17 protein-coding genes are annotated in these 19,518 nt (G+C 72.3%); 12 read left to right on the top strand and 5 right to left on the bottom strand.

The features are described from left to right. The first annotated feature begins 35 nt into the window (after window positions 1–35). Window positions 36–1,085: an O-antigen ligase family protein gene (locus OG622_RS44330; protein ID WP_371582666.1), complete on the top strand. Its 1,050-nt coding sequence runs from the start codon at window positions 36–38 to the stop codon at window positions 1,083–1,085. Here the strand turns inward: OG622_RS44330 and OG622_RS44325 are convergent. Next, window positions 1,054–1,611 carry a hypothetical protein gene (locus OG622_RS44325; protein WP_371582665.1) on the bottom strand — a complete coding sequence of 186 codons (558 nt, stop codon included), beginning with the start codon at window positions 1,609–1,611 and terminating at the stop codon, window positions 1,054–1,056. The genes OG622_RS44330 and OG622_RS44325 overlap by 32 nt on opposite strands. A gap of 50 nt (window positions 1,612–1,661) precedes the next feature. Beyond that, window positions 1,662–2,468, bottom strand: coding sequence for a glutamate racemase (locus OG622_RS44320; protein WP_371582663.1), 807 nt, complete (start codon window positions 2,466–2,468; stop codon window positions 1,662–1,664). Window positions 2,469–2,525: 57 nt separating this feature from the next. On the opposite strand from OG622_RS44320, the gene OG622_RS44315 reads away from it, so the two are divergent. Beyond that, window positions 2,526–3,722 (top strand): glycosyltransferase, encoded by a 1,197-nt coding sequence (locus OG622_RS44315; protein WP_371582662.1) that lies wholly within the window; start codon window positions 2,526–2,528, stop codon window positions 3,720–3,722. A gap of 23 nt (window positions 3,723–3,745) precedes the next feature. On the opposite strand, the gene OG622_RS44310 is transcribed toward OG622_RS44315, so the two are convergent. Next, the gene (locus OG622_RS44310; protein ID WP_371582661.1) at window positions 3,746–5,041 is read right to left on the bottom strand and encodes a TerD family protein; all 1,296 of its coding nucleotides are present in this window, start codon (window positions 5,039–5,041) and stop codon (window positions 3,746–3,748) included. Window positions 5,042–5,358: 317 nt separating this feature from the next. On the opposite strand from OG622_RS44310, the gene OG622_RS44305 reads away from it, so the two are divergent. The 5 genes from OG622_RS44305 (at window position 5,359) to OG622_RS44285 (ending at window position 11,698) form a co-directional block, all read left to right on the top strand. Beyond that, on the top strand, window positions 5,359–5,799 hold the full coding sequence (locus tag OG622_RS44305) for a DUF6643 family protein (RefSeq protein WP_371582660.1): 441 nt from the start codon (window positions 5,359–5,361) through the stop codon (window positions 5,797–5,799). A gap of 54 nt (window positions 5,800–5,853) precedes the next feature. After that, window positions 5,854–6,678, top strand: a complete 825-nt coding sequence (locus OG622_RS44300; RefSeq protein WP_371582658.1) for an MOSC domain-containing protein — start codon at window positions 5,854–5,856, stop codon at window positions 6,676–6,678. 240 nt (window positions 6,679–6,918) lie between these two features. Beyond that, window positions 6,919–7,542 carry a hypothetical protein gene (locus OG622_RS44295; protein WP_371582656.1) on the top strand — a complete coding sequence of 208 codons (624 nt, stop codon included), beginning with the start codon at window positions 6,919–6,921 and terminating at the stop codon, window positions 7,540–7,542. A 111-nt stretch (window positions 7,543–7,653) separates the two neighbouring features. Next, window positions 7,654–10,092, top strand: a complete 2,439-nt coding sequence (locus tag OG622_RS44290) for a right-handed parallel beta-helix repeat-containing protein (protein ID WP_371582655.1) — start codon at window positions 7,654–7,656, stop codon at window positions 10,090–10,092. Between the two features lie 88 nt (window positions 10,093–10,180). Next, window positions 10,181–11,698: an alpha/beta hydrolase gene (locus tag OG622_RS44285; RefSeq protein WP_371582653.1), complete on the top strand. Its 1,518-nt coding sequence runs from the start codon at window positions 10,181–10,183 to the stop codon at window positions 11,696–11,698. Window positions 11,699–11,728: 30 nt separating this feature from the next. Here the strand turns inward: OG622_RS44285 and OG622_RS44280 are convergent, their stop codons facing one another. Continuing rightward, entirely contained in the window at window positions 11,729–14,164 is a 2,436-nt protein-coding gene (locus OG622_RS44280; protein ID WP_371582652.1) for a hypothetical protein, read from the bottom strand. 292 nt (window positions 14,165–14,456) lie between these two features. On the opposite strand from OG622_RS44280, the gene OG622_RS44275 reads away from it, so the two are divergent. After that, window positions 14,457–15,290, top strand: coding sequence for a DeoR/GlpR family DNA-binding transcription regulator (locus tag OG622_RS44275; RefSeq protein WP_371582650.1), 834 nt, complete (start codon window positions 14,457–14,459; stop codon window positions 15,288–15,290). 142 nt (window positions 15,291–15,432) lie between these two features. Here the strand turns inward: OG622_RS44275 and OG622_RS44270 are convergent, their stop codons facing one another. Continuing rightward, window positions 15,433–16,557, bottom strand: a complete 1,125-nt coding sequence (locus OG622_RS44270) for a PLP-dependent cysteine synthase family protein (protein ID WP_371582649.1) — start codon at window positions 16,555–16,557, stop codon at window positions 15,433–15,435. Window positions 16,558–16,913: 356 nt separating this feature from the next. On the opposite strand from OG622_RS44270, the gene OG622_RS44265 reads away from it, so the two are divergent. The 4 genes from OG622_RS44265 (at window position 16,914) to OG622_RS44250 (ending at window position 19,470) form a co-directional block, all read left to right on the top strand. Further along, window positions 16,914–17,234, top strand: coding sequence for a hypothetical protein (locus tag OG622_RS44265; RefSeq protein ID WP_371582647.1), 321 nt, complete (start codon window positions 16,914–16,916; stop codon window positions 17,232–17,234). Window positions 17,235–17,507: 273 nt separating this feature from the next. After that, entirely contained in the window at window positions 17,508–18,059 is a 552-nt protein-coding gene (locus tag OG622_RS44260) for an ATP-binding protein (RefSeq protein WP_371582645.1), read from the top strand. Between the two features lie 219 nt (window positions 18,060–18,278). Continuing rightward, the gene (locus tag OG622_RS44255) at window positions 18,279–18,848 is read left to right on the top strand and encodes a TetR/AcrR family transcriptional regulator (protein WP_371582644.1); all 570 of its coding nucleotides are present in this window, start codon (window positions 18,279–18,281) and stop codon (window positions 18,846–18,848) included. A gap of 37 nt (window positions 18,849–18,885) precedes the next feature. Continuing rightward, window positions 18,886–19,470 carry a DUF4865 family protein gene (locus OG622_RS44250; RefSeq protein ID WP_371582642.1) on the top strand — a complete coding sequence of 195 codons (585 nt, stop codon included), beginning with the start codon at window positions 18,886–18,888 and terminating at the stop codon, window positions 19,468–19,470. The last annotated feature ends 48 nt before the right edge of the window (window positions 19,471–19,518 follow it).

The raw sequence follows: 19,518 nt of genomic DNA, 5'->3' as shown, positions 1-19,518 counted from the left end.
CACCGGAGAGACGGAACGTCTCCGATGTCACGGGCGTGCTCATGCTCGGGGCGTGCGCGGCCTGGTCTTTGACCACGGCGGCGGCGCGGGGCGGCCGTCCGGAGGGTGTACTGCTGGCGGTGCTCGCGGTGGCGGCCGGTTATGCGGCGGGCCGGATCTGCGGGTCCCTGCTGCCGGTGCTGGCGCCCTCCGCCGGAGCGCTGGCCGGCCTCGGTCTGGCGATCGCCACCCCGCACGACGTCGCGGGCTCCCCGGTGATCTCGCCGCTCGGGCACTCCGGTGCGACCGCCGCGCTGCTGGCCCTGTCCGCGGGCGCCGCCTGCTGTGCCGCGTGGGCGGCCCGCTCACCCGGACCGCGGCTGCTCCTGCGGCTGCTGACCTGCGGGATCGCGGTGACGGCGCTCGTGCTCGGCTCGACCACCGGCTTCGCCGCGTGCGTCGGGGTGCTGCTGTGCTCGCTCGCGGCGGCCCGGATGCGGCACCGGGGCCTGGGGCTCGCGGGGCTCGCGCTCGGCATGGCCCTGGTGACGGCTACGGTCTGGGCGATAGCCGAGGACGTGCTGCCGGCCGGGCTGACCGACTCGCTGGAGGGGCAGCTCACCCCGCACCGGGTCCTGCTGTGGCACGACGCGCTGGGCCTGGTCCACGACGAGCCGGTGCTGGGCGCGGGGCCGGGCCGCTTCGGGGAACTCGGCCCGGCGATCGACCTGTCACTGCCGTCCGACGACAAACCCCACTCGGCGCCGTTGCAGCTGGCGGCGGAGCAGGGGCTCATCGGTGTCGCCCTGCTCGCCGCGGTGTTCGGCTGGATCCTGTACGTCCTGTGGCGGGCCCCCCGCTCCACCCCGGTCGTCCTCACCGCGGGCGCGGCCCTGACCGCGCTGGCCACGATCGCGGCCGTCGGCAACGCGCTGAGCTTCACGACGGTGACGGCGGGCGCGGGCCTCCTCGCGGGAATGGCGACGGCCCGGCCCCTGACGGACGAGGAGGGCGGCATCGGGGCGCCGGACCTCGACGACCGCTGGACGGCGGGGCCGGCCGGGACCAGCGGCGTCAGCGCGCGGCGCCGGACGCCTTCGGGCTGAGCCGGGCGCGGATGACGCTCACGGCTGTCTCCGCGTTGTCCACGGTGATCGTGAAGGTGTGGCCGTCCCAGAGGCGCAGCACCACGGCCTCGCCTCGTCGTACGACGACGGCGGTGCCCTTCTCGGGCCGCCAGCGGTAGCCCCAGCCGCCCCACTGGTGGGGGGTGACGCACGGGGCGAAGACGGCGTCGGCGACCTGGGACAGGGGGATGCGGCGGCGCGGCACGCCGATGTGGCCGCAGCGCACTTCGAGGCACTCCTCGTCGACCCTCACGGAGACATGCACGAACGCGAGCGTGCCGAAGAGGACGAGCAGCCCGGCCGCGATGCAGCCGACGACCGCCATGACGAGCGGGGCGGCTCCGGACGTCCACGCGGAGTCGACCGCGAGTTCGATGCCCAGTGCCATGCAGGCGGCGCCGCCGAGTGCCAGCAGCCATTGGCCGCGGTTGGTGGCGCGGCCGGTCCAGACCTCGGGGTGCGGGCCCGCGGGGGCACCCTTCTCACCGTGGGGGTGGTCCCTCATGGCTTTGAGACTACTCAGGTTCCGCAGCGCGGGCACCTGGTCGCGGAACGTTACTGCTCCGGGTGGGCGACCAGCGCGGGACTGGCCGTCCCGAGCAGTCTGCCCTCCTCGTAGGCCAGTGCCGAGGCGGGCAGCGAGCCCTCGCGGCCGCTGAGGATGACGGTCAGCGTCGAACCCGTCCAGTCGGCCTCGGGCTTCGGCAGCTCGCCGATGCGGCGCAGCGCCTGGGCGGCCACGGCGCCGGCGGAACCATGCAGGACGAGGGGTGGGTGGCCGGGCTGCTGGACGGCCGTACGAATGCGTTCGGCGACCAGTTCGTAATGGGTGCAGCCCAGGACGACGGTCGTTACATCCTCCGGGGTGAGCGCGGCTGCCGCGGCGATCGCGGCGTCGATGGCGGCGTCGTCGGCGTGCTCCACCGCTTCGGCCAGTCCCCAGCAAGGCACTTCGGTGACCGTCACACCGTCGGCGAACTCCTCGATGAGGCCACGCTGGTAGGGGCTGCCGGTGGTGGCGGGCGTCGCCCAGATGGTGAAGGGGCCGGCGCCGGACGCGGCCGGCTTGATCGCCGGGACGGTGCCGATGACCGGCAGCCCGGGTTCGAGGAGGGCGCGCAGGGCGGGCAGGGCGTGGACGGAAGCGGTGTTGCAGCCGACGATCAGGGCGTCGGGCGAGTGCGCGGCCGCCGCCTCCGCGACGGCGAGTGCGCGCTCCGTGAGGTCCTGTGGGGTGCGTGGGCCCCAGGGCATACCGTCGGGGTCCGAGGAGATCACGAGATCCGCGTCGGGCCGCAGCCGCCGTACCGCGGCGGCGGCGGGGAGCAGACCGATACCGGAGTCCATGAGCGCGATCTTCACCCGGCCACGATAGACGATGGCCTCGGTACGGCCGCTCCGGTGGGGCAGACTGCGGGCGTGAGCGCCATCGCGTGGACCGCCGCCGGATCACTCGCCGCCTGGCTGTGGCTGCTGCTCGGCCAGGGCTTCTTCTGGCGCACGGATGTGCGCCTGCCACCCCGCCGGGATCCCGACGACTGGCCGTACGTCTGCGTCGTCGTCCCCGCCCGTGACGAGGCCACTGTGCTGCCCGAGAGCCTGCCGTCGCTGCTGGCCCAGGACTACCCCGGCCGGGCCGAGGTCTTCCTGGTCGACGACGGCAGCTCGGACGGCACCGGTGACCTGGCCCGGGACCTGTCCCGACGCCACGGCGGGCTGGCCCTGACCGTGTCCTCGCCCGGGGAGCCGCCCGCCGGCTGGACCGGCAAGCTCTGGGCCGTGCGGCACGGAATCGCGCTGGCACGCGCGCGGGGACCCGAGTTCCTGCTGCTGACGGACGCGGACATCGCGCATCGGCCGGACAGCCTTCGCGCGTTGGTGGCGGCCGCGCGCACCGGCGGCTTCGACCTCGTCTCCCAGATGGCCCGGCTGCGCGCCGAGAGCGTGTGGGAGAGGCTCGTCGTTCCCGCGTTCGTGTACTTCTTCGCCCAGCTGTATCCGTTCCGATGGATCGGCGTACGGGGTTCCCGTACGGCGGCGGCCGCGGGTGGCTGTGTGCTGCTGAGCGCCGAGGCAGCCGAGCGGGCGCGGATCCCGGACGCGATCCGGCAGGCGGTCATCGACGACGTGGCCCTGGCCAGGGCGGTCAAGAGGAGCGGCGGCCACATCTGGCTGGGACTGGCGGAGCGGGTGGACAGCGTGCGGCCCTACCCCCGGCTGCACGACCTGTGGGACATGATCTCGCGCAGCGCCTACGCCCAGCTGCTGCACAACCCGCTCCTGCTCGCCGGCACGGTCCTCGGCCTCACCCTGGTCTACCTCGTACCGCCCGCCGCGCTGCTGACGGGTCCGGCCGCGGGAGAACCGGTGACGGCGCTCCTCGGCGGGCTCGCCTGGCTGCTGATGACGGCGACCTACGTGCCGATGCTCCGCTATTACGGTCAGCCGCTGTGGCTCGCCCCGCTGCTGCCGTTCACGGCGTTCCTGTACCTCTTGATGACGGTCGACTCCGCGGTGCGGCACTACCGGGGGCGCGGTGCGGCCTGGAAGGGCCGCACCTACGCCCGCCCGGACTCGGTCCCGGACGAGGGCTGGCCCGACCGGCGCCGGGCCTGAACCCCCTCTTGCGACAGGGGCGGCTATTTCCTGCCCGGGGTCCAGTTCATCCCCCACCCGTAGGCGTAGTCGACCGTACGCTGCGGGCTCACTCCGCGCTCGGGCACGAGGTAGCGGGCCTCGCGCTGGACGATGAGGTCGCCGCCCTGATTGGTGATGAGGGCGAGGGCGCAGACGGTGGAGGGGACGGTGCACTCGTCGAGGGAGAAGTCGATGGGGGCGCCGTGCTGCGGCTGGAGCGTGACCGTCGCGTGCAGGTCGGCGAAGGAGCGGGCGCCCTCGTAGATGGTGACGAAAATGAGGATGCGCCGGAAGTACTGCTTGTGGTCGAGGTTGACGGTGAGGTTCTCGCCACTGCTGACGGCGCCGGTGCGGTCGTCGCCGTCGAGGTGGATGAAGGGCGGCTGGTGCAGCGACCCGAAGGCGTTGCCGAGCGCCTGGACGACGCCCTTGCTGCCGTCGGACAGTTCGAACAGGGCGCACAGGTCGAGGTCGAGGTCCGCGTGCATGGCGACGGCGCGGCCCAGCTTGCTGCCCCACCCCTTGAACTGCTTGCGCACCTCCCAGTTGAGGTTGACGCGCAGGGCGCCGGAAGTGCCGCCCTGTTTGGCCAGGGAGACCGCCGGTGCCTCCTTGGTGAGCGTCACCTTGCTGAGGCGGACCGGGGCCGGTGGCGTCACGGGAGGGGCGGGCGGCGGGGGCGGGGCGGGGGTCACCGGGGGCGGCACGGTGACGGGAGGAGCGACGGGCGTGGGGGCGGCCACGGGGGCGGGCGCTGCCGCCGCCGCTTGCTGCGGTTCGTCCACGGTGATGCCGAAGTCGGTGGCGAGGCCCTCCAGGCCGCTGCTGTAGCCCTGGCCGACGGCGCGGAACTTCCAGGCGCCCTGCCGGCGGTAGAACTCCCCGAGCACGAAAGCGGTCTCGGCGCCGGCGTCCGCGGGGTCGAAGCGCGCGATCTCGGTGCCCGCCCGCTCGTCGACCACCCGAATGTGCAGTCCGGGCACCCGCCCGAAGGTGCCGCCGTCCGCCGAGGCGGCCACCACCACGGTCTCGACGGCGGGCTCCACGCGCGCGAGGTCGACGAGGAGCGACTCGGTCACCTGGCCCCCGGCGTCCCGCTTGCCCTCGTGCCGGACCGCGCCGGAGGAGTGCGCGGGCTGGTTGTAGAAGATGAAGTCGGCGTCCGAACGCACCTTTCCTCCGACGAGCAACAGCGCCGACGCGTCCGTGTCGGGCACGCCCGGACCGGAGTGCCGGCCCAGTTCCACGCGCAGCGCGGTCGTCGGCACCGCGGTGTTCGATCCTTTCGACATTGACATGTCCGCCCCCATCAGCAGGTCATCCAGAAGGTCGTCGCCAGGCCGCGTCCCACGCGGACCGACGGATCCGGCCGGATCCGTCGTGGCGCCAAACCCTATTCCCCCTGGGCCCGGAACCCCCAGCACCCGTACCGAAAGATCCGTGGCCAACCGCCGGTAACCCGTCGGGAACTCGGCTTTTACACGATCAGTACGCGCTTTGCTGCCCTTTTTCGCCGAGTTCGCTCGCATTGGGGATCCAGCGTCACAGCCGACACGGAAAACAACCCTCTTATCGGTCTCCCCAACCAGCACATCGTGGGCTTAACTTATGTGCCATGACCTCCCCCCGCTCCACCTACGGCGGCGGTTACTACTCCGCCTCGTCCTTCGCGGACACTCCGATCTACGACTCTCTCGTCGCCGAGCGGGGAACACCTCAGATCGCCCCGATCCGGGTACCCGCCCAGTACGACACCCCGGGCAGCAACCTGCCCGCGCTCCCGTCGGCGCTCCCCGCGCTGCCGGCCGGTCCCTCCCAGCAGTCCGCCTACGGTTATCCGCAGGCCCAGCAGCCCTCGCCGCTGCAGCAGGCACCCAACGCGTACATCCCGCAGCAGGTCGCGGGTCCGCGTGGCTACCCGGGCGCCCAGCCGCAACAGCAGCAGCAACGTCCCATGGCCGGCTACGAGGCCATGCGGCCGGCGGCTCCGCGCCCGGCCCCGGCGGCCCCGTACCAGCAGGACCCGTACAACGGCCAGCAGTACCGCGGGTACTGACGGACTTGGAATATTTCGCGTGGGGTTGTCACGGTCTGCTGGCAGGATGACCCCATGGGGATTCCGTCGCTGCACTCGATCCACGTCCACCCGCTGAAGGCGGCCCGGGGCTTCGCCCCCGACGAGGCCGTCGTGGAGCCCTGGGGGCTGGCGGGCGACCGACGTTGGGTGCTGGTCGACGGCTCGGGCAAGGTCATCACTCAACGTCCGCATCCGCGTATGGCGTTGGCCGCCGCCGGGCTGCTGCCCGACGGCGGTCTGCTGCTGTCCGCGTCCGGCCGCGCACCGCTCACCGTCCCTGTGCCGGAGCCCACCGGCACGGTCACCGTGGAGATCTGGCGGGACAAGGTGGAGGGGGTCCCCGCCGACGCCGCGGCGCATGCCTGGTTCAGCGAGTACCTGGGCGTCCCCGCGCGGCTCGTGCACCTCGACGACCCGGCGACCCGCCGCCCGCTCGACCCTGAGTACGCCCGCCCCGGCGAGACCGTCAGCTTCGCCGACGGCTACCCGCTGCTGCTCACCGCACGCGCCTCGCTCGACGCGCTCAACGCGCTGGTCGCACGGGGCGACCACCCCGAAGAGGGCCCGCTCCCCATGAGCCGCTTCCGGCCGAACGTGGTCGTCGACGGCACGGACGCCTGGGCCGAGGACGACTGGCGGCGCCTCGCGATCGGCGAGGTCACCTTCCGGGTCGCCAAGATGTGCGGCCGGTGCGTGGTGACCACCACCGACCAGGACACCGCCGCGCGCGGCCGTGAGCCGCTGCGCACTCTCGCCCGCCACCGCCGTTTCGGCGACAGGTTGGCCTTCGGGCAGAACCTCGTACCGGAATCCGGGGGCACGGTACGGATCGGCGATCCGGTGCGGGTGCTCGAATAGAAAGCTCGATCTCGATGGGATCCGCGCGGTCTTGAGGCAGCCCCCCTCTCCGCTTGAAAATTCAATCTCCTACGATTCGGTTCGCATGCAGGGAACACACGCCCCGGATCCGACCGTTGGGTCTTTGTGAGAAGTTCATGAGAAGGGCCGGTGGGAGAGTGATTTCACTCTCTCTTGACCGGGACCGCGCGTGGACGGCTCAGCCCCGGGTTATCACGAACGCGGAAGGGGGGTGGGGCAGTGCGGGCAATCGGTGGACTACGGGCGTTCGGCGGGCTGTGGCGTTGGCGGCACAATCCGCTGCGGCGGACGACCGATCTGGTCGAGGCCTGGCTGGCGTTCGCGGCCCTCCTGCTGATCCTCGTCGCCGCGCCCCTGATCGGCACCCTCACCGGCACCACCGCCCAGGAGGCCCTGCAGCAGTCCGTGCGCGACCAGCAGCAGGCCCGGCACCGGGTGACGGCCACCGTCGTCAAGAAGGTCGACGGCTCCCCGCTGGACCCGGACCCGGAGACGTCCACGACCCGCGACCGGCAGAGCCGCCTGGTCGCCGACTGGACCGGCCCGGACGGCACCGACCGCCACGGCACGGTCATGGCCAACCTCAAGACCCCGCAGCCCGGCGACCACTTCACGCTGTGGACGGACGGCCGGGGCCGCATAGTGGGCCGCCCCCTGGACACCGCCACCGCGACGACCCACGCGGTGCTGGCCGGATTCGGCGCCACCGTGCTCGCCGCGGGGCTCGTCGAGGGCGGCAGACGACTGATCGTCTGGCGCATGGTCCGCCGCCGGTACGCCCATTGGGACCGGGCATGGGACAGGGCGGGGCCGGACTGGGGCAGGACGGGCACGGGCAGCTGACCGCCTTCCCACTCCGGTCAACTCCCCCTGCCCGCGCACGCTACGGTGGACCGACCAGCCGAACTGTTCGGCATCGACCCGCGTTCCACGAGGTGGGGGCACAGCAACGCCATGGCACAGGGCACGGTCCAGGTGACGCACACCGGTACATCGCGGTGGCGGCGCCGCACGGGTGAGTACGCATCGCTCGCCGCAGCCCTGGAGGCCGCGAGCGACGGCGATGTGCTCATCGTCGCTCCCGGCACGTACCGGGAGAACCTCGTCGTGCAGCGGGGGATCACGCTGCGCGGCCCGGAGGGCTCGCCCGGCTCGGTCCGCATCGCGCCCCTGGACGGGGTGCCGCTGACCGTGTCCGCCTCGGCCGTGGTGCAGGACCTGCATGTGGAGGGCCAGGACGCGGCGGCGCCGGCGCTCCTCATCGAGGACGGCACCCCCGAACTCCTGGACCTGCGGATCGTCACCCGTTCCGCGGCCGGCATCGAGGTACGGGGCGGCGCCCGCCCGACGGTCCGTCGCTGCACGGTCGACAACCCGGCCGGCATCGGCATCGCCGTGGTCGACGGCGGCGGTGGCGTGTTCGAGGAGTGCGAGGTCGTCTCGGCCGGCCAGGCCGGCGTCGCGGTGCGCGGCGGCGGCCATCCGCGTCTGGAGCGCTGCCGGGTGCACCACACCTCGGGCTCGGGCCTGACGGCGACCGGGGAGAACTCCTCGCTGGAAGCGGTCGGCTGCGAGGTCTACGAGGTCCGCGGCAGCGGCGTGCAGATCACCGGGCGGGCCACGGCCCATCTCACCGACTGCGATGTGCACCGCACGACGGCCGACGGGGTCACGCTCGACACGGACGCCGTGGTCACCCTCGCGGACTGCCGTATCCACGACATCCCGGAGAACGCGGTGGACCTCCGCTCGCGTTCCGTCCTCACCCTGACCCGCACGTCGGTACGGCAGTTCGGACGCAACGGACTGTCGGTGTGGGACCCGGGCACGCGCGTGGACGCCAACCAGTGCGAGATCTTCGACAGCACCGGCGACTACCCGGCCGTCTGGATCAGTGACGGCGCCACGGCGGTCCTGGAGTCCTGCCGGGTCCACGACGTGCCGGACGCGCTGTTCGTGCTGGACCGGGGCTCACGAGCGGACGTCGTCGACAGCGACCTCTCGCAGGTACGGAACACCGCGGTGTCGGTGAGCGACGGGGCGACCGCGCAGCTCGACGACTGCCGGATCCGGGACGCCGCCACGGGCGCCTGGTTCCGTGACCACGGCAGCGGCGGCACCCTCAACGGCTGCACCGTCGACGGCACCCAGACCGGCGTGATCGTCACCAAGGGCGCCGACCCGACCATCGAGCGCTGCACGGTCACCTCACCCGCCGAGGCGGGCTTCTATGTCTCGGCGGGAGGCCGCGGCAGCTTCCTCAACTGCCGGGTGACGGGCAGCGGTGGCTACGGCTTCCACATCATCGACGGCTGCCGGGCCACACTGCGCAAGTGCCGTACGGAGCGCTGCGCGCGCGGCGGTTACGAGTTCGCGGACGGCGGCCCCGGCCCCGCGGGCGGTGGTCCTGTGGTCGAGGACTGCACCAGCGACGAGAGCGCGGGCATACGGCCCCCGGCCTCGCAGGAGACCGCCACCCAGACCACGGCCCGGTCGCCCGGCCTGCTGGGCTCCATCCCGGGCCAGCGCACCACCGAGCAGCCGCCGGGCACCGTGCCCGCCGTGGAACCCGAGACACCGGCGCGGGCCTCGAAGGCCGTCCTCGGTGAACTCGACGCCCTGGTCGGCCTGGACAGCGTCAAGCGCGAGGTCCGCGCCCTCACCGACATGATCGAGGTCGGCCGCCGCCGCCAGCAGGCCGGGCTCAAGGCGGCCTCCGTCAAACGGCACCTGGTGTTCACGGGCTCCCCCGGCACCGGCAAGACCACGGTCGCCCGCCTCTACGGCGAGATCCTGGCCTCGCTCGGTGTCCTGGAGAAGGGGCATCTCGTCGAGGTGTCCCGCGTGGACCTGGTCGGCGAGCACATCGGCTCCACGGCGATCCGCACCCAGGAAGCCTTCGAACGGGCCCGCGGCGGTGTGCTGTTCATCGACGAGGCGTACGCCCTGTCGCCGGAGGACTCGGGCCGGGACTTCGGCAAGGAGGCCATCGACACGCTGGTGAAGCTGATGGAGGACCACCGGGACGCGGTGGTGGTGATCGTCGCGGGCTACACGGCCGAGATGGAGCGCTTCCTCACCGTCAACCCCGGTGTGGCGTCCCGCTTCTCCCGGACCATCACCTTCGACGACTACGTCCCCGACGAGCTGCTGCGCATCGTGGAGCAGCAGTCCGAGGAGCACGAGTACCGGCTGGCGGCGGGCGCGGGCGAGGCCCTGCTGGACTACTTCACGGCGATCCCCAAGGGCCCGGCCTTCGGTAACGGCCGTACCGCGCGGCAGACGTTCGAGGCGATGGTGGAGCGCCACGCGAGCCGGGTGGCCCAGGTCGTCGAACCGGACAAGGACGACCTGACGTTGCTCTACGCGGAGGATCTGCCGAAGCTGTCGTAGCGGACGTTCCTGGGGTGGCCCCCCGGGGGAGAACCCCACCACAGGGGTGCTGTCTGCCGGATGGGACCGGAGCGATCCGGCGGACAGCATGATCCGCATGACGATTCGCATCCGGCAAGCCCTCGTCCTGGCCCTCTCCGTCTCGGCCACCGCCACCGCGCTGACCGCCGTCACCGGCCCGGCGGCCGCCACGGCGGCACTCTCCTCCCCCACCCTCACCTGGCGCCCATGCCATCACTCCGAGGGCCCCGCGGGTCAGGAGTGTGCGGAGCTGCCCGTTCCGCTCGACTACCGCACCCCGGACGGCCCGCAGCTCACCCTCGCCGTCTCCCGGCTGCGCGGCGAGAACCCCGACGCGCGGCGAGGCACGCTGCTGGTGATCCCGGGCGGGCCGGGCGGCTCCGGCGTCAAGCGGCTGACTCAGCAGGGAAAGGCCCTGCAGCGGGAAGTCGGCGACGCGTACGACATCGTCAGCCTCGACCCTCGCGGCACGGGCGACAGTACGCGGGCGAGCTGCGGACTCCCCGCCGGCGACCGGCACCTGGTGACCCTGCGGCCCTGGCCGGCGCCCGACGGCGACATCACGGAGAACGTGGCACGGTCCCGGCGTATCGCCGAGGCCTGTGCGACGAACGGCGGGGCGGTGCTGCGCAGCCTCACCACCGCCAACGAGGTACGGGACATCGACCGCTTCCGGCAGGCCCTGGGCGAGGAGCGGCTGTCGGCGTACGGGGTGTCGTACGGGACCTATGTGGGAGCCGTCTACGCGCAGAAGTACCCGGAGCGGACCGACCGTTGGGTGCTGGACAGCAATGACGACCCGGATCCCCGGCGGGTCGCGCGGGGCTGGCTGGCGAACATGGCGAGGGGTGCGGAGGACCGGTTCCCGGACTTCGCCGTCTGGGCCGCCGACCCGGCACAGGAGACCGCGGGCCTGCGGCTCGCCGAACGGCCGGAGGACGTACGGCCGTTGTTCCTGTCCCTCGCGGCCGGACTGGACCGTGCGCCGAGGGCGACGACCACCACGGGCGTCTCCCTGACCGGCAACCGGCTGCGGCAGGCCATGCAGACCGCTCTCTACAACGACAACTCGTTCGACGAACTGGCCCGGCTGATACGGCAGGTCATGGACCCGAAGGCGACGCCGGTCCTGACACCGGACGTGGCCGGGCCGATGAGCGACGAGGACGCGGCGGTGACGACGGCGGTGATCTGCAACGACGTGCGCTGGCCCGCGTCGGTGGGTGCGCACGAGCGGGCCGTGGCCGACGGCCGGGCGCGGTATCCGCTCACGGCCGGGATGCCGGTGAACATCACGCCGTGTTCCTTCTGGAAGGACAAGCCGGTGGAACAGCCGACCCGGATCACCGACGACGGGCCGTCCAACATCCTCATGCTCCAGAATCGGCGGGACCCGGCCACTCCTTACGCCGGCGCCCTGAACCTGCGGTCCGCGCTGGGCGACCGGGCCCGGCTCGTCACGGTGGAGAGCGGCGGGCACGGCGCGTATCTCGGGACGGGGAACGCCTGCGGAGACCGTGCGGTGACGGCCTTCCTCCGCACCGGACAGCGGCCGGAGCGGGATGTCTCCTGCCCGGACGAATGACCTGAGAACCGGGTCCGGGCGGGCCGTGGGCTAGGACTGCCGGGGGCCCGGCAGCTCCGGGCCGATGCGCGCCAGCAGTTGTTGTCGCTCATGGGTGAAGGCCGGGTCCGCCTGGTAGTCGGAGTGGCCGAGGATCGGGGCGGGCAGCGGGTGGGCGCCGGTGCGGCCGTAGGCGAGCGGGTCCTGGAAGGGCTCGGCGTCGACCTGCGGCGCGCATCCGCCGGTCAGACGCACAGGGCCGCCGATGGGGTCGGTGAGGCGGTACAGGTTGCGCCAGCAGTCGACCTCGCGGTGCAGGGAGGCGAGCGGCTCGGGGCCGAAGTGGGCGGGGAACCAGCGTCCGTACAGCCGCTCCAGCGGGGAGCCGTAGGTGAGCAGCGCGACCCGCCTGCGGACCGCCGGGGTCAGTTGCCAGGCGGCGGCCGCCGCGAGGACGCTGCCCTGGGAGTGGCCGGAGATGACGAGCCGGCCGCCCGTGGCGCGGGTCCAGGTGGCCATGCGCCAGGTCAGGTCGGGTACGGCCCGCTCGGCGTAGCAGGGCGGTGCGAAGGGGTGGGCGGCGCGGGGCCAGAACGTCCCCACGTCCCAGAGGATGCCGATCGTGCGGCGCGCGGAGGCGTCCTTGTAGGCCCGGCGCCCCCAGGTGACGAACAGCAGGAAGCCCACGCCGATCAGCCAGGACCCCAGCGCCTGCGCGGTCTGGGCGGCGCCCGCGAGGAAGTCGTACGAGCCGTGCGCCGCCTGCGCCGGTGTCTCGCGTGTCGCCAGTGCGCCGGTCAGGGCTCCGGCGCCGAGGAGCAGGGTCGCGGTGGAGGTGATGGCGATGATGCGGGGCGCCCGGTCGGTGAGGGACGCCATGGCCCGGGTGCGGGCGATGCGGCGGGTGCGGCCGGCGTCCCGGGACTCGTGCTCCTCGTCCGGCCGTTCCTCCTTCGGTCGCTCCTCCGTCAGGTCGTACTCCCGTTCCACCGCCGCCGTCTCGGCTCGCCGCAGGACCTGCGTGCGGCGGGCGAGCCAGCCGAGGAGGCCGAGGAAGACCAGGAGGAGGGGCGGGATGACGGAGGCCTGCCAGGTGAGGAGGACGGGTGGGCCGGGCAGTGCGTCATCGGTGCCGCCCAGCCAGTCGGCGACGCGCTGCGCGACGCCGGCGGACATCACGCCGCCGAGAGCGCAGGCGAGCATCGCGACGGCCGGGCCGGCCAGACCGTACATGGCGGTGCGCGGGTCGGGGCGGGAGCGGTACAGGGTGTGGGCGACCACGCCGAGGGCGATGACGAGCAGGCCCTGGACCAGGGTGATCCCGCCGAAGGTCAGGTCGCCCGGCAGCCGCCCCGTCGACCGCCAGCCGGGGCGTGACCACCCGGCGTACACCACGGCGAGGGCGAGCAGGGCGATCGAGCAGGCGGGCAGGCGGCGTACCAGGTGTTCGTCCACCCGCTTGTCGAGGCGCCGCTCGCTGCGGCCCCGGCGGCACACCACCCACACCACGACGACGGCGAACAGGACGAGTGCCGCGTTCAGCAGCCAGCCCAGGAGTTCGAGGACGGCGGGACCGCCCGCCCGGCGGTCGTGGCGGGCCGCGGACGTACCGACGGCCGCCGCGACGGTGAGGAAGCCGGCCGCGGTGTGGGCGGCCCGCAGTCTGGCCACGAGGCGGCGCCCGTACCAGAAGCCCGGCCGGCCGAGGGCGACGCGTGCCGTGTCCTCGACGTCGGGTGCGATGCGGGGCCCCTTCCCGTCGTCGGGGCGGGCGTCGTCGCGGTCCATGGGGCGCTGGGACTCGTACTCGCTCCAGGTGCGGTGGGAGAGGTACCACAGGAGGCCGGTCAGGGCGGTGGGCACCAGGGCCGCCAGGGCGAGGCGGCGGCCGGGCAGGCTCCACCAGCCGTCGTCGGAGGCGTCCGGGGAGAGAAAGCCGAGCCAGGTGTGCGCCCGCGCACACGCGCGTGCGCCCGCGCACTGCCAGGCCGTCAGGTCGAGGGCGACCTCGCAGGCCGCCGCGACGAGCAGCACGGTCAGTGTCAGGCCGGTCAGCCGGACGAGGAGGCCGTAGAGGCGTACCGTGCGACGACGGTCGCGGGTGCTGGGGCGCATCCAGTGGGCGAGGTTGACCACCATGAACGGCAGCAGCAACAGCCACAGGGCGCGGGAGCCGTTGCCGGAGGTGAGGTTGCACCAGACGTAGGCCTCGGGGACGGGTCTGCCCCGGTGGTCGGCGGGCCGGCTCTCCGCGTCGGCGTCGTCGATGCGCCGGAAGACGGCGGCCGTGTCGTCGCCGGTGATCCGCACCGTGCGCGGGTCGTCCAGCATGCGTTCGGGGCTGGTTCCGCCGACTCCGTGGACGAGCAGTTCGAGGGCGGTACCGTCCGTCGTGGACCGGCCGGATTCCGGGTGCGCTTCGGCCTCGGCGGGTTCCTGATGTTCCCTGGGTTCCGTAGGTGTCGTATGTTCCCTCGCACGATCCACTGTTCCGCTTCCCCCGTGATGCGCCGCAAGTCAGGTGTGATGTGCAGGCACTGATGATCGCCGCTGAGCGGGCCTCGTACACCTGTGGTCACCGAATCTCCCCGATCCGTGTGATAGTGGCGGGCGCGAGGAACGGAGCGTGACGTGCACGTGACGGTTCAGGTAGTGGCGTCACCCGTGGTGGGGCGTGCGAATATGAGACGTCCTCGGGACCGGGGACGGGCGAATGTCCTCGTCGGAGGGGGTAGGGAAGGCGTGTCGGGCGTGATGGGGCGAGAGGACCGGAGCGGGCGTGAGTGAGAACCAGAACCTCCTCGCGGAGCAGCGCCGAGCCCTGATCCTCGACGAGGTACGACGGCGGGGCGGGGTCCGGGTCAACGAGCTGACCCGCAGACTCGGCGTGTCGGACATGACGGTGCGTCGCGATCTGGACGCGCTCGCCCGCCAGGGCGCGGTGGAGAAGGTGCACGGCGGCGCGGTGCCGGTGGCCGAGGCGAGCACGCACGAGCCGGGTTTCGAGGCGAAGTCCGGGCTGGAGCTGAGCGCCAAGGAGGACATCGCGCGGGCCGCCGCGGAGCTGGTCGCTCCGGGGTCGGCGATAGCGTTGTCGGGCGGTACGACCACGTACGCGCTGGCGCACCGGCTCGTGGAAGTACCGGATCTGACGGTGGTCACCAACTCGGTGCGGGTCGCCGATGTCTTCCATGCCGCCCAGCGCACGACCGGACCCCGGCAGGGGGCGGCGACCGTGGTGCTCACGGGCGGGGTGCGCACGCCGTCCGACTCTCTGGTGGGGCCGGTGGCCGATCAGGCGATCGCGGCACTCCACTTCGATGTGCTGTTCCTCGGGGTGCACGGGATATCGGTCGAGGCGGGTCTGTCCACGCCGAATCTGGCGGAGGCCGAGACGAACCGTCGGCTCGTGCAGTCGGCGCGACGGGTTGTCGTGGTGGCCGACCACACCAAGTGGGGGACGGTGGGGCTGAGTTCGTTCGCGGCGTTGGAGCAGGTCGACACGTTGGTGACCGATGCGGGGCTGGCCGCGCAGGCTCGCGCCGAGATCGCGGAGCATCTGCGGCGGCTGATTGTCGCCGGGGAGGACTCCGACGACAGCGGCGATGACTGAGCGCCGTCTCGACCGGGACTGAGGACGAGGTGCGGCAGCGGGTCGTCCGTGGCCGGTCGTGCCCACGCGACGGAGCCGCATTTCGACACAGCCCCGCGCCCCTGAAGGGGCGCGGCAGCGCCCGGCGGCGAAAAGAGGGCTCTCAGTCCGTCCACTCGCCCGTGGCCAGCAGCCTCTCGATCACTGCCGTGTACGGCGCGATGTCCAGGCCCTGTTCCCGCAGCCACTCGTCCGAGTAGTACTTGTCGAGGTAGCGGTCGCCCGGGTCGCACAGGAGGGTCACCACGCTGCCGTGGCGGCCCTCCGCGACCATCTCGGCGATGATCTTGAGTGCGCTCCAGAGGCCCGTGCCCGTCGAGCCGCCGGCCTTGCGGCCGATGGCGCCCTCCAGGGCTCGCACGGCGGCGACGCTGGCCGCGTCGGGGACCTTCATCATGCGGTCGACGGCGCCGGGGACGAAGCTGGGCTCCATCCGGGGGCGGCCGATGCCCTCGATGCGGGAGCCGCAGTCGCACGTGACATCGGGGTCGCCGGTGGTCCAGCCCTCGAAGAAGCAGGAGTTCTCGGGGTCGGCGACACAGATGCGGGTGTCGTACTGCATGTAGTGGACGTAGCGGGCGATGGTCGCGGAGGTGCCGCCCGTGCCGGCGGTGGCGACGATCCAGGCGGGCTCGGGGAAGCGCTCCGATCGGAGCTGGCGGAAGACGGATTCTGCGATGTTGTTGTTGCCGCGCCAGTCAGTGGCCCGCTCCGCGTAGGTGAACTGGTCCATGTAGCGGCCACCGGTCTCCACCGCGAGACGGGCCGACTCCTCGTACAGCTTCCGTGAGTCGTCCACGAAGTGGCAGCGGCCGCCGTGGAACTCGATCAGCCGGATCTTCTCGGCGCTGGTCGTGCGGGGCATGACGGCGATGAAGGGGACGCCGATCAGTTTGGCGAAGTACGCCTCGGAGACGGCCGTGGAGCCGCTGGAGGCCTCGATGACGGGGCGGCCCGGCCGGATCCAGCCGTTGCACAGGCCATAGAGGAAGAGGGAGCGGGCGAGGCGGTGCTTGAGGCTGCCGGTGGGGTGGGTCGACTCGTCCTTGAGATACAGGTCGATGCCCCAGCTCTCGGGCAGCGGGAAGAGCAGCAGATGGGTGTCGGCGGAACGGTTGGCGTCGGCCTGGACCTTGCGTACCGCTTCTTTGAGCCAGGTGCGGTACCCGGTGTCGCTGTGATCGACGTCGAGGGTCGCGCCAGGACGGGTGGGGCGGGGGGTGCTCACGGCGTGCTCCTCACGCATTGCGCCGACGGCGGATCGCGGCGTCGGACACCCCGATGATAGGCACCTTCCACACGCTTCTCACCTGCATAAACATGCCTTTGAGCACCTCAAAGGCACTCCTGTGGCGAGGATGCGCCGGGCGCACGGGGGGCGCATGCCGCGCATGCGCCGGAACCCCGCCCCCGGTCCACCGTGCGCACTGGTGCTCGACGCGAGGGACGTGCAGACTTCACCGCACGGGCCGAGTCGACGCCACCGGGGCTGCCCAGGGGGAAGCGACCTCGGGCACACTGGATCACGGTCCGCGACGGATCACACGACAGAGGACAGCCGAGGCGCACTAGGGGGCGGGGCACATGGCCGAGCCGGAGTTCACGGCCACGGGCGTGCGGATCGGAAAGAGGCTGCGGCAGCTCACCCGGGCGGGGCAGGTCCGGATCGAGGACGGCCGCCTGCAACTGCTGACCAGTTACGGCAGCGAGATCGACAGCGCCCCGGTGCAGGCGGTGCGGGCCTCGAAGCCCTGGTTCGCGAACGAGGACCGGGCGTTGGCCGACGTCAACGGCACCCGTTACACGCTCATCCTGAACGAGCACGACCCGGCTCCGGGGAAGCCCGGCCCGCCCTCGGCGCGCCGGTTCATCGAGGCCGTCCGCAGGGCCGCGGGGCGCGGCTGACGGACCGCGAGTTGCGGGACCGGACCCCTTGGGTCACTCTGGTCTCACGTCACTCTGGGTTTACCGGTGATAACGCTGCGAACCAGCCCGCCGGTCCACGTCAGCGGGCGGCGGCCGTGCGCAGCCACCCCACGAGCAGGCGGTAGCCCCGGTTTCCGCCACCAGGCGGCAGTCGTAGGCGGCCGCACCACAGCAGGCGGCGTTTTTCGCCCAGCCACCTCGCTGGATCCGTACTCCGATCTTCTTCCGGACTAATTTCGGGGAGTCGCAGCCGTGATCAGCCAGCAAAGCAGGCACTGCACGGTGGAGCTCCAAGCCCTGCCGTCGCGGATCGGTCAGGTCCGCAGAATCGTATCTGCGCAATTGCGCTACTGGCATCTGGATCCCTTGATCGAGCGGGCCGCACTCGGGGTGACCGAGCTGCTGTCCAACGTCCACCGGCACGCGGAGCCGGACAAGACGTGCACCGTGGAGATGGAGTTGCTCCTCGGCCGGCTCACGGTCTCCGTGCACGACAACGACCCCCGCCTCCCGGTCGTCCAGGACGCGGAGCCCTTGGCCACCTGCGGTCGCGGTCTCGCGATGGTCGCCGCGGTGAGCGAGAGCTGGGGTGTGCGGCCGCACGGCGAGTCGGGGAAGATCGTGTGGTTCACGCTGCCGGCGTCCTCGGCGGCGGTGCCGAAGATCTCGCCGTACGACGCCGGACTGACGGTCGACGCCGGACTGACGGTCGACGCCGTACAGCCCTGCGACACCGGACTCAGGCCCGCCGCGCGTGGGCGCAGGTCCGAACACGCTCCCGCCCGGTCCGCCGTCGCAGGCTGACCGGGCGGTGACACGCTCGCCGGCCCGCCGGCTTCGCGGACCGAACGGCTCGTACTCCGCGCGCCACGGTCCACGGCCGTCCGGGAGGAAGAAGGTCCAGAGGCTGAGGCTGGCGCCGGGGCTGAGGGCCGGGGCCGGGCCGTCGTTCCGGCTCGCGAGAGGGTCGTTCCGGTTCGCGAGAGTCCGCATTCTGTAACTACTAGTATGTACAGTGGCGGCATGAGCACCCCGGAGCGCCTGATCGAGTCCACCCGCGAGTTGCTGTGGGAGCGCGGCTATGTGGGCACGAGCCCCAAGGCCATCCTGGAGCGCTCGGGTGTGGGGCAGGGCAGCATGTACCACCACTTCAAGGGGAAGCCGGATCTCGCCCTGGCCGCGATCCGACGGACGGCCGAGGAGTCGCGGGCCTCCGCCGAGGGAGTACTCGACGGGCCGGGCTCGCCGTACGAGCGCGTCGAGGCATATCTGCGGCGCGAGCGGGACGTGCTGCGCGGCTGTCCCGTCGGACGGCTCACGATGGATCCGGATGTGATCGCGAGCGACGAGCTGCGGGCGCCGGTGGACGAGACGCTCGACTGGCTGCGTGAACGACTCGCCGGGCTCGTCGAGGAGGGCAAGGAGCGAGGGCAGTTCGCGCCGGAGCTGGACGCGGAGGAGATCGCCGCGACGATCGTCGCGACCGTGCAGGGCGGCTATGTCCTGGCCCGTGCCTCGGGCTCACCGGCCGCCTTCGACGCGGGGGTCCGGGGGCTGCTCGCCCTGCTCCGGCCGACTCACGCCGCTCGCTAGGCCCCGCATCGGCTCGACAGCCCCATGGAGGCACGTCATGCATGCCATGCACTACGAGATCACCCTGCCCGCCGACTACGACATGGACATCGTCCGTCGCCGCGTGGCGGGTCGCGGGCACGCGCTCGACGCCTGGGAGGGCCTCGGCCTCAAGGCGTATCTGATGCGTGAGCGGGGTGTGCACGGCTCACCCGTGAACCAGTACGCGCCGTTCTACCTGTGGAACAGCGTGGAGGGCATGAACTCCTTCCTCTGGGGTGGTGGCTTCCAGGGCATCGTCGACGACTTCGGGCGTCCGTCGGCCCGCCAGTGGACGGGGCTGGCGTACGAGGCGGGCGGCGGCGCCGGGTCCCCCGCGCGGGTGGCGGTGCGGGCGCGGCGGCCGGTGCCGGACGGGGTGCCGTTGGCTGAGGTCGTCGAGGACGCGGTGCGCGAGACCGGGCGGCTCGCCTCGCTGGACGGGGCGTTACTCGCGGCGGCGGCCGTGGACACCGATCGCTGGGAGTTCGTCCACTTCTCGGTCTGGGACCACGACGTGCCGAAGGCCGAGGGCGAGACGTTCCAGGTGCTGCACATGAGCACTCCCGAACGCGACCGGCTGCCACGGGGCCGGCAGTGGTGACTCGTCCGTGGCCCGATCGTGTTGATCTCTGACCCGCAGGAGGCTTTC

The sequence above is a fragment of the Streptomyces sp. NBC_01314 genome (assembly GCF_041435215.1).
GTDB lineage: Bacteria > Actinomycetota > Actinomycetes > Streptomycetales > Streptomycetaceae > Streptomyces.
The sequence above is the reverse complement of the archived record's forward strand: the minus strand, read 5'-3'. Positions and strand labels throughout refer to the sequence as shown.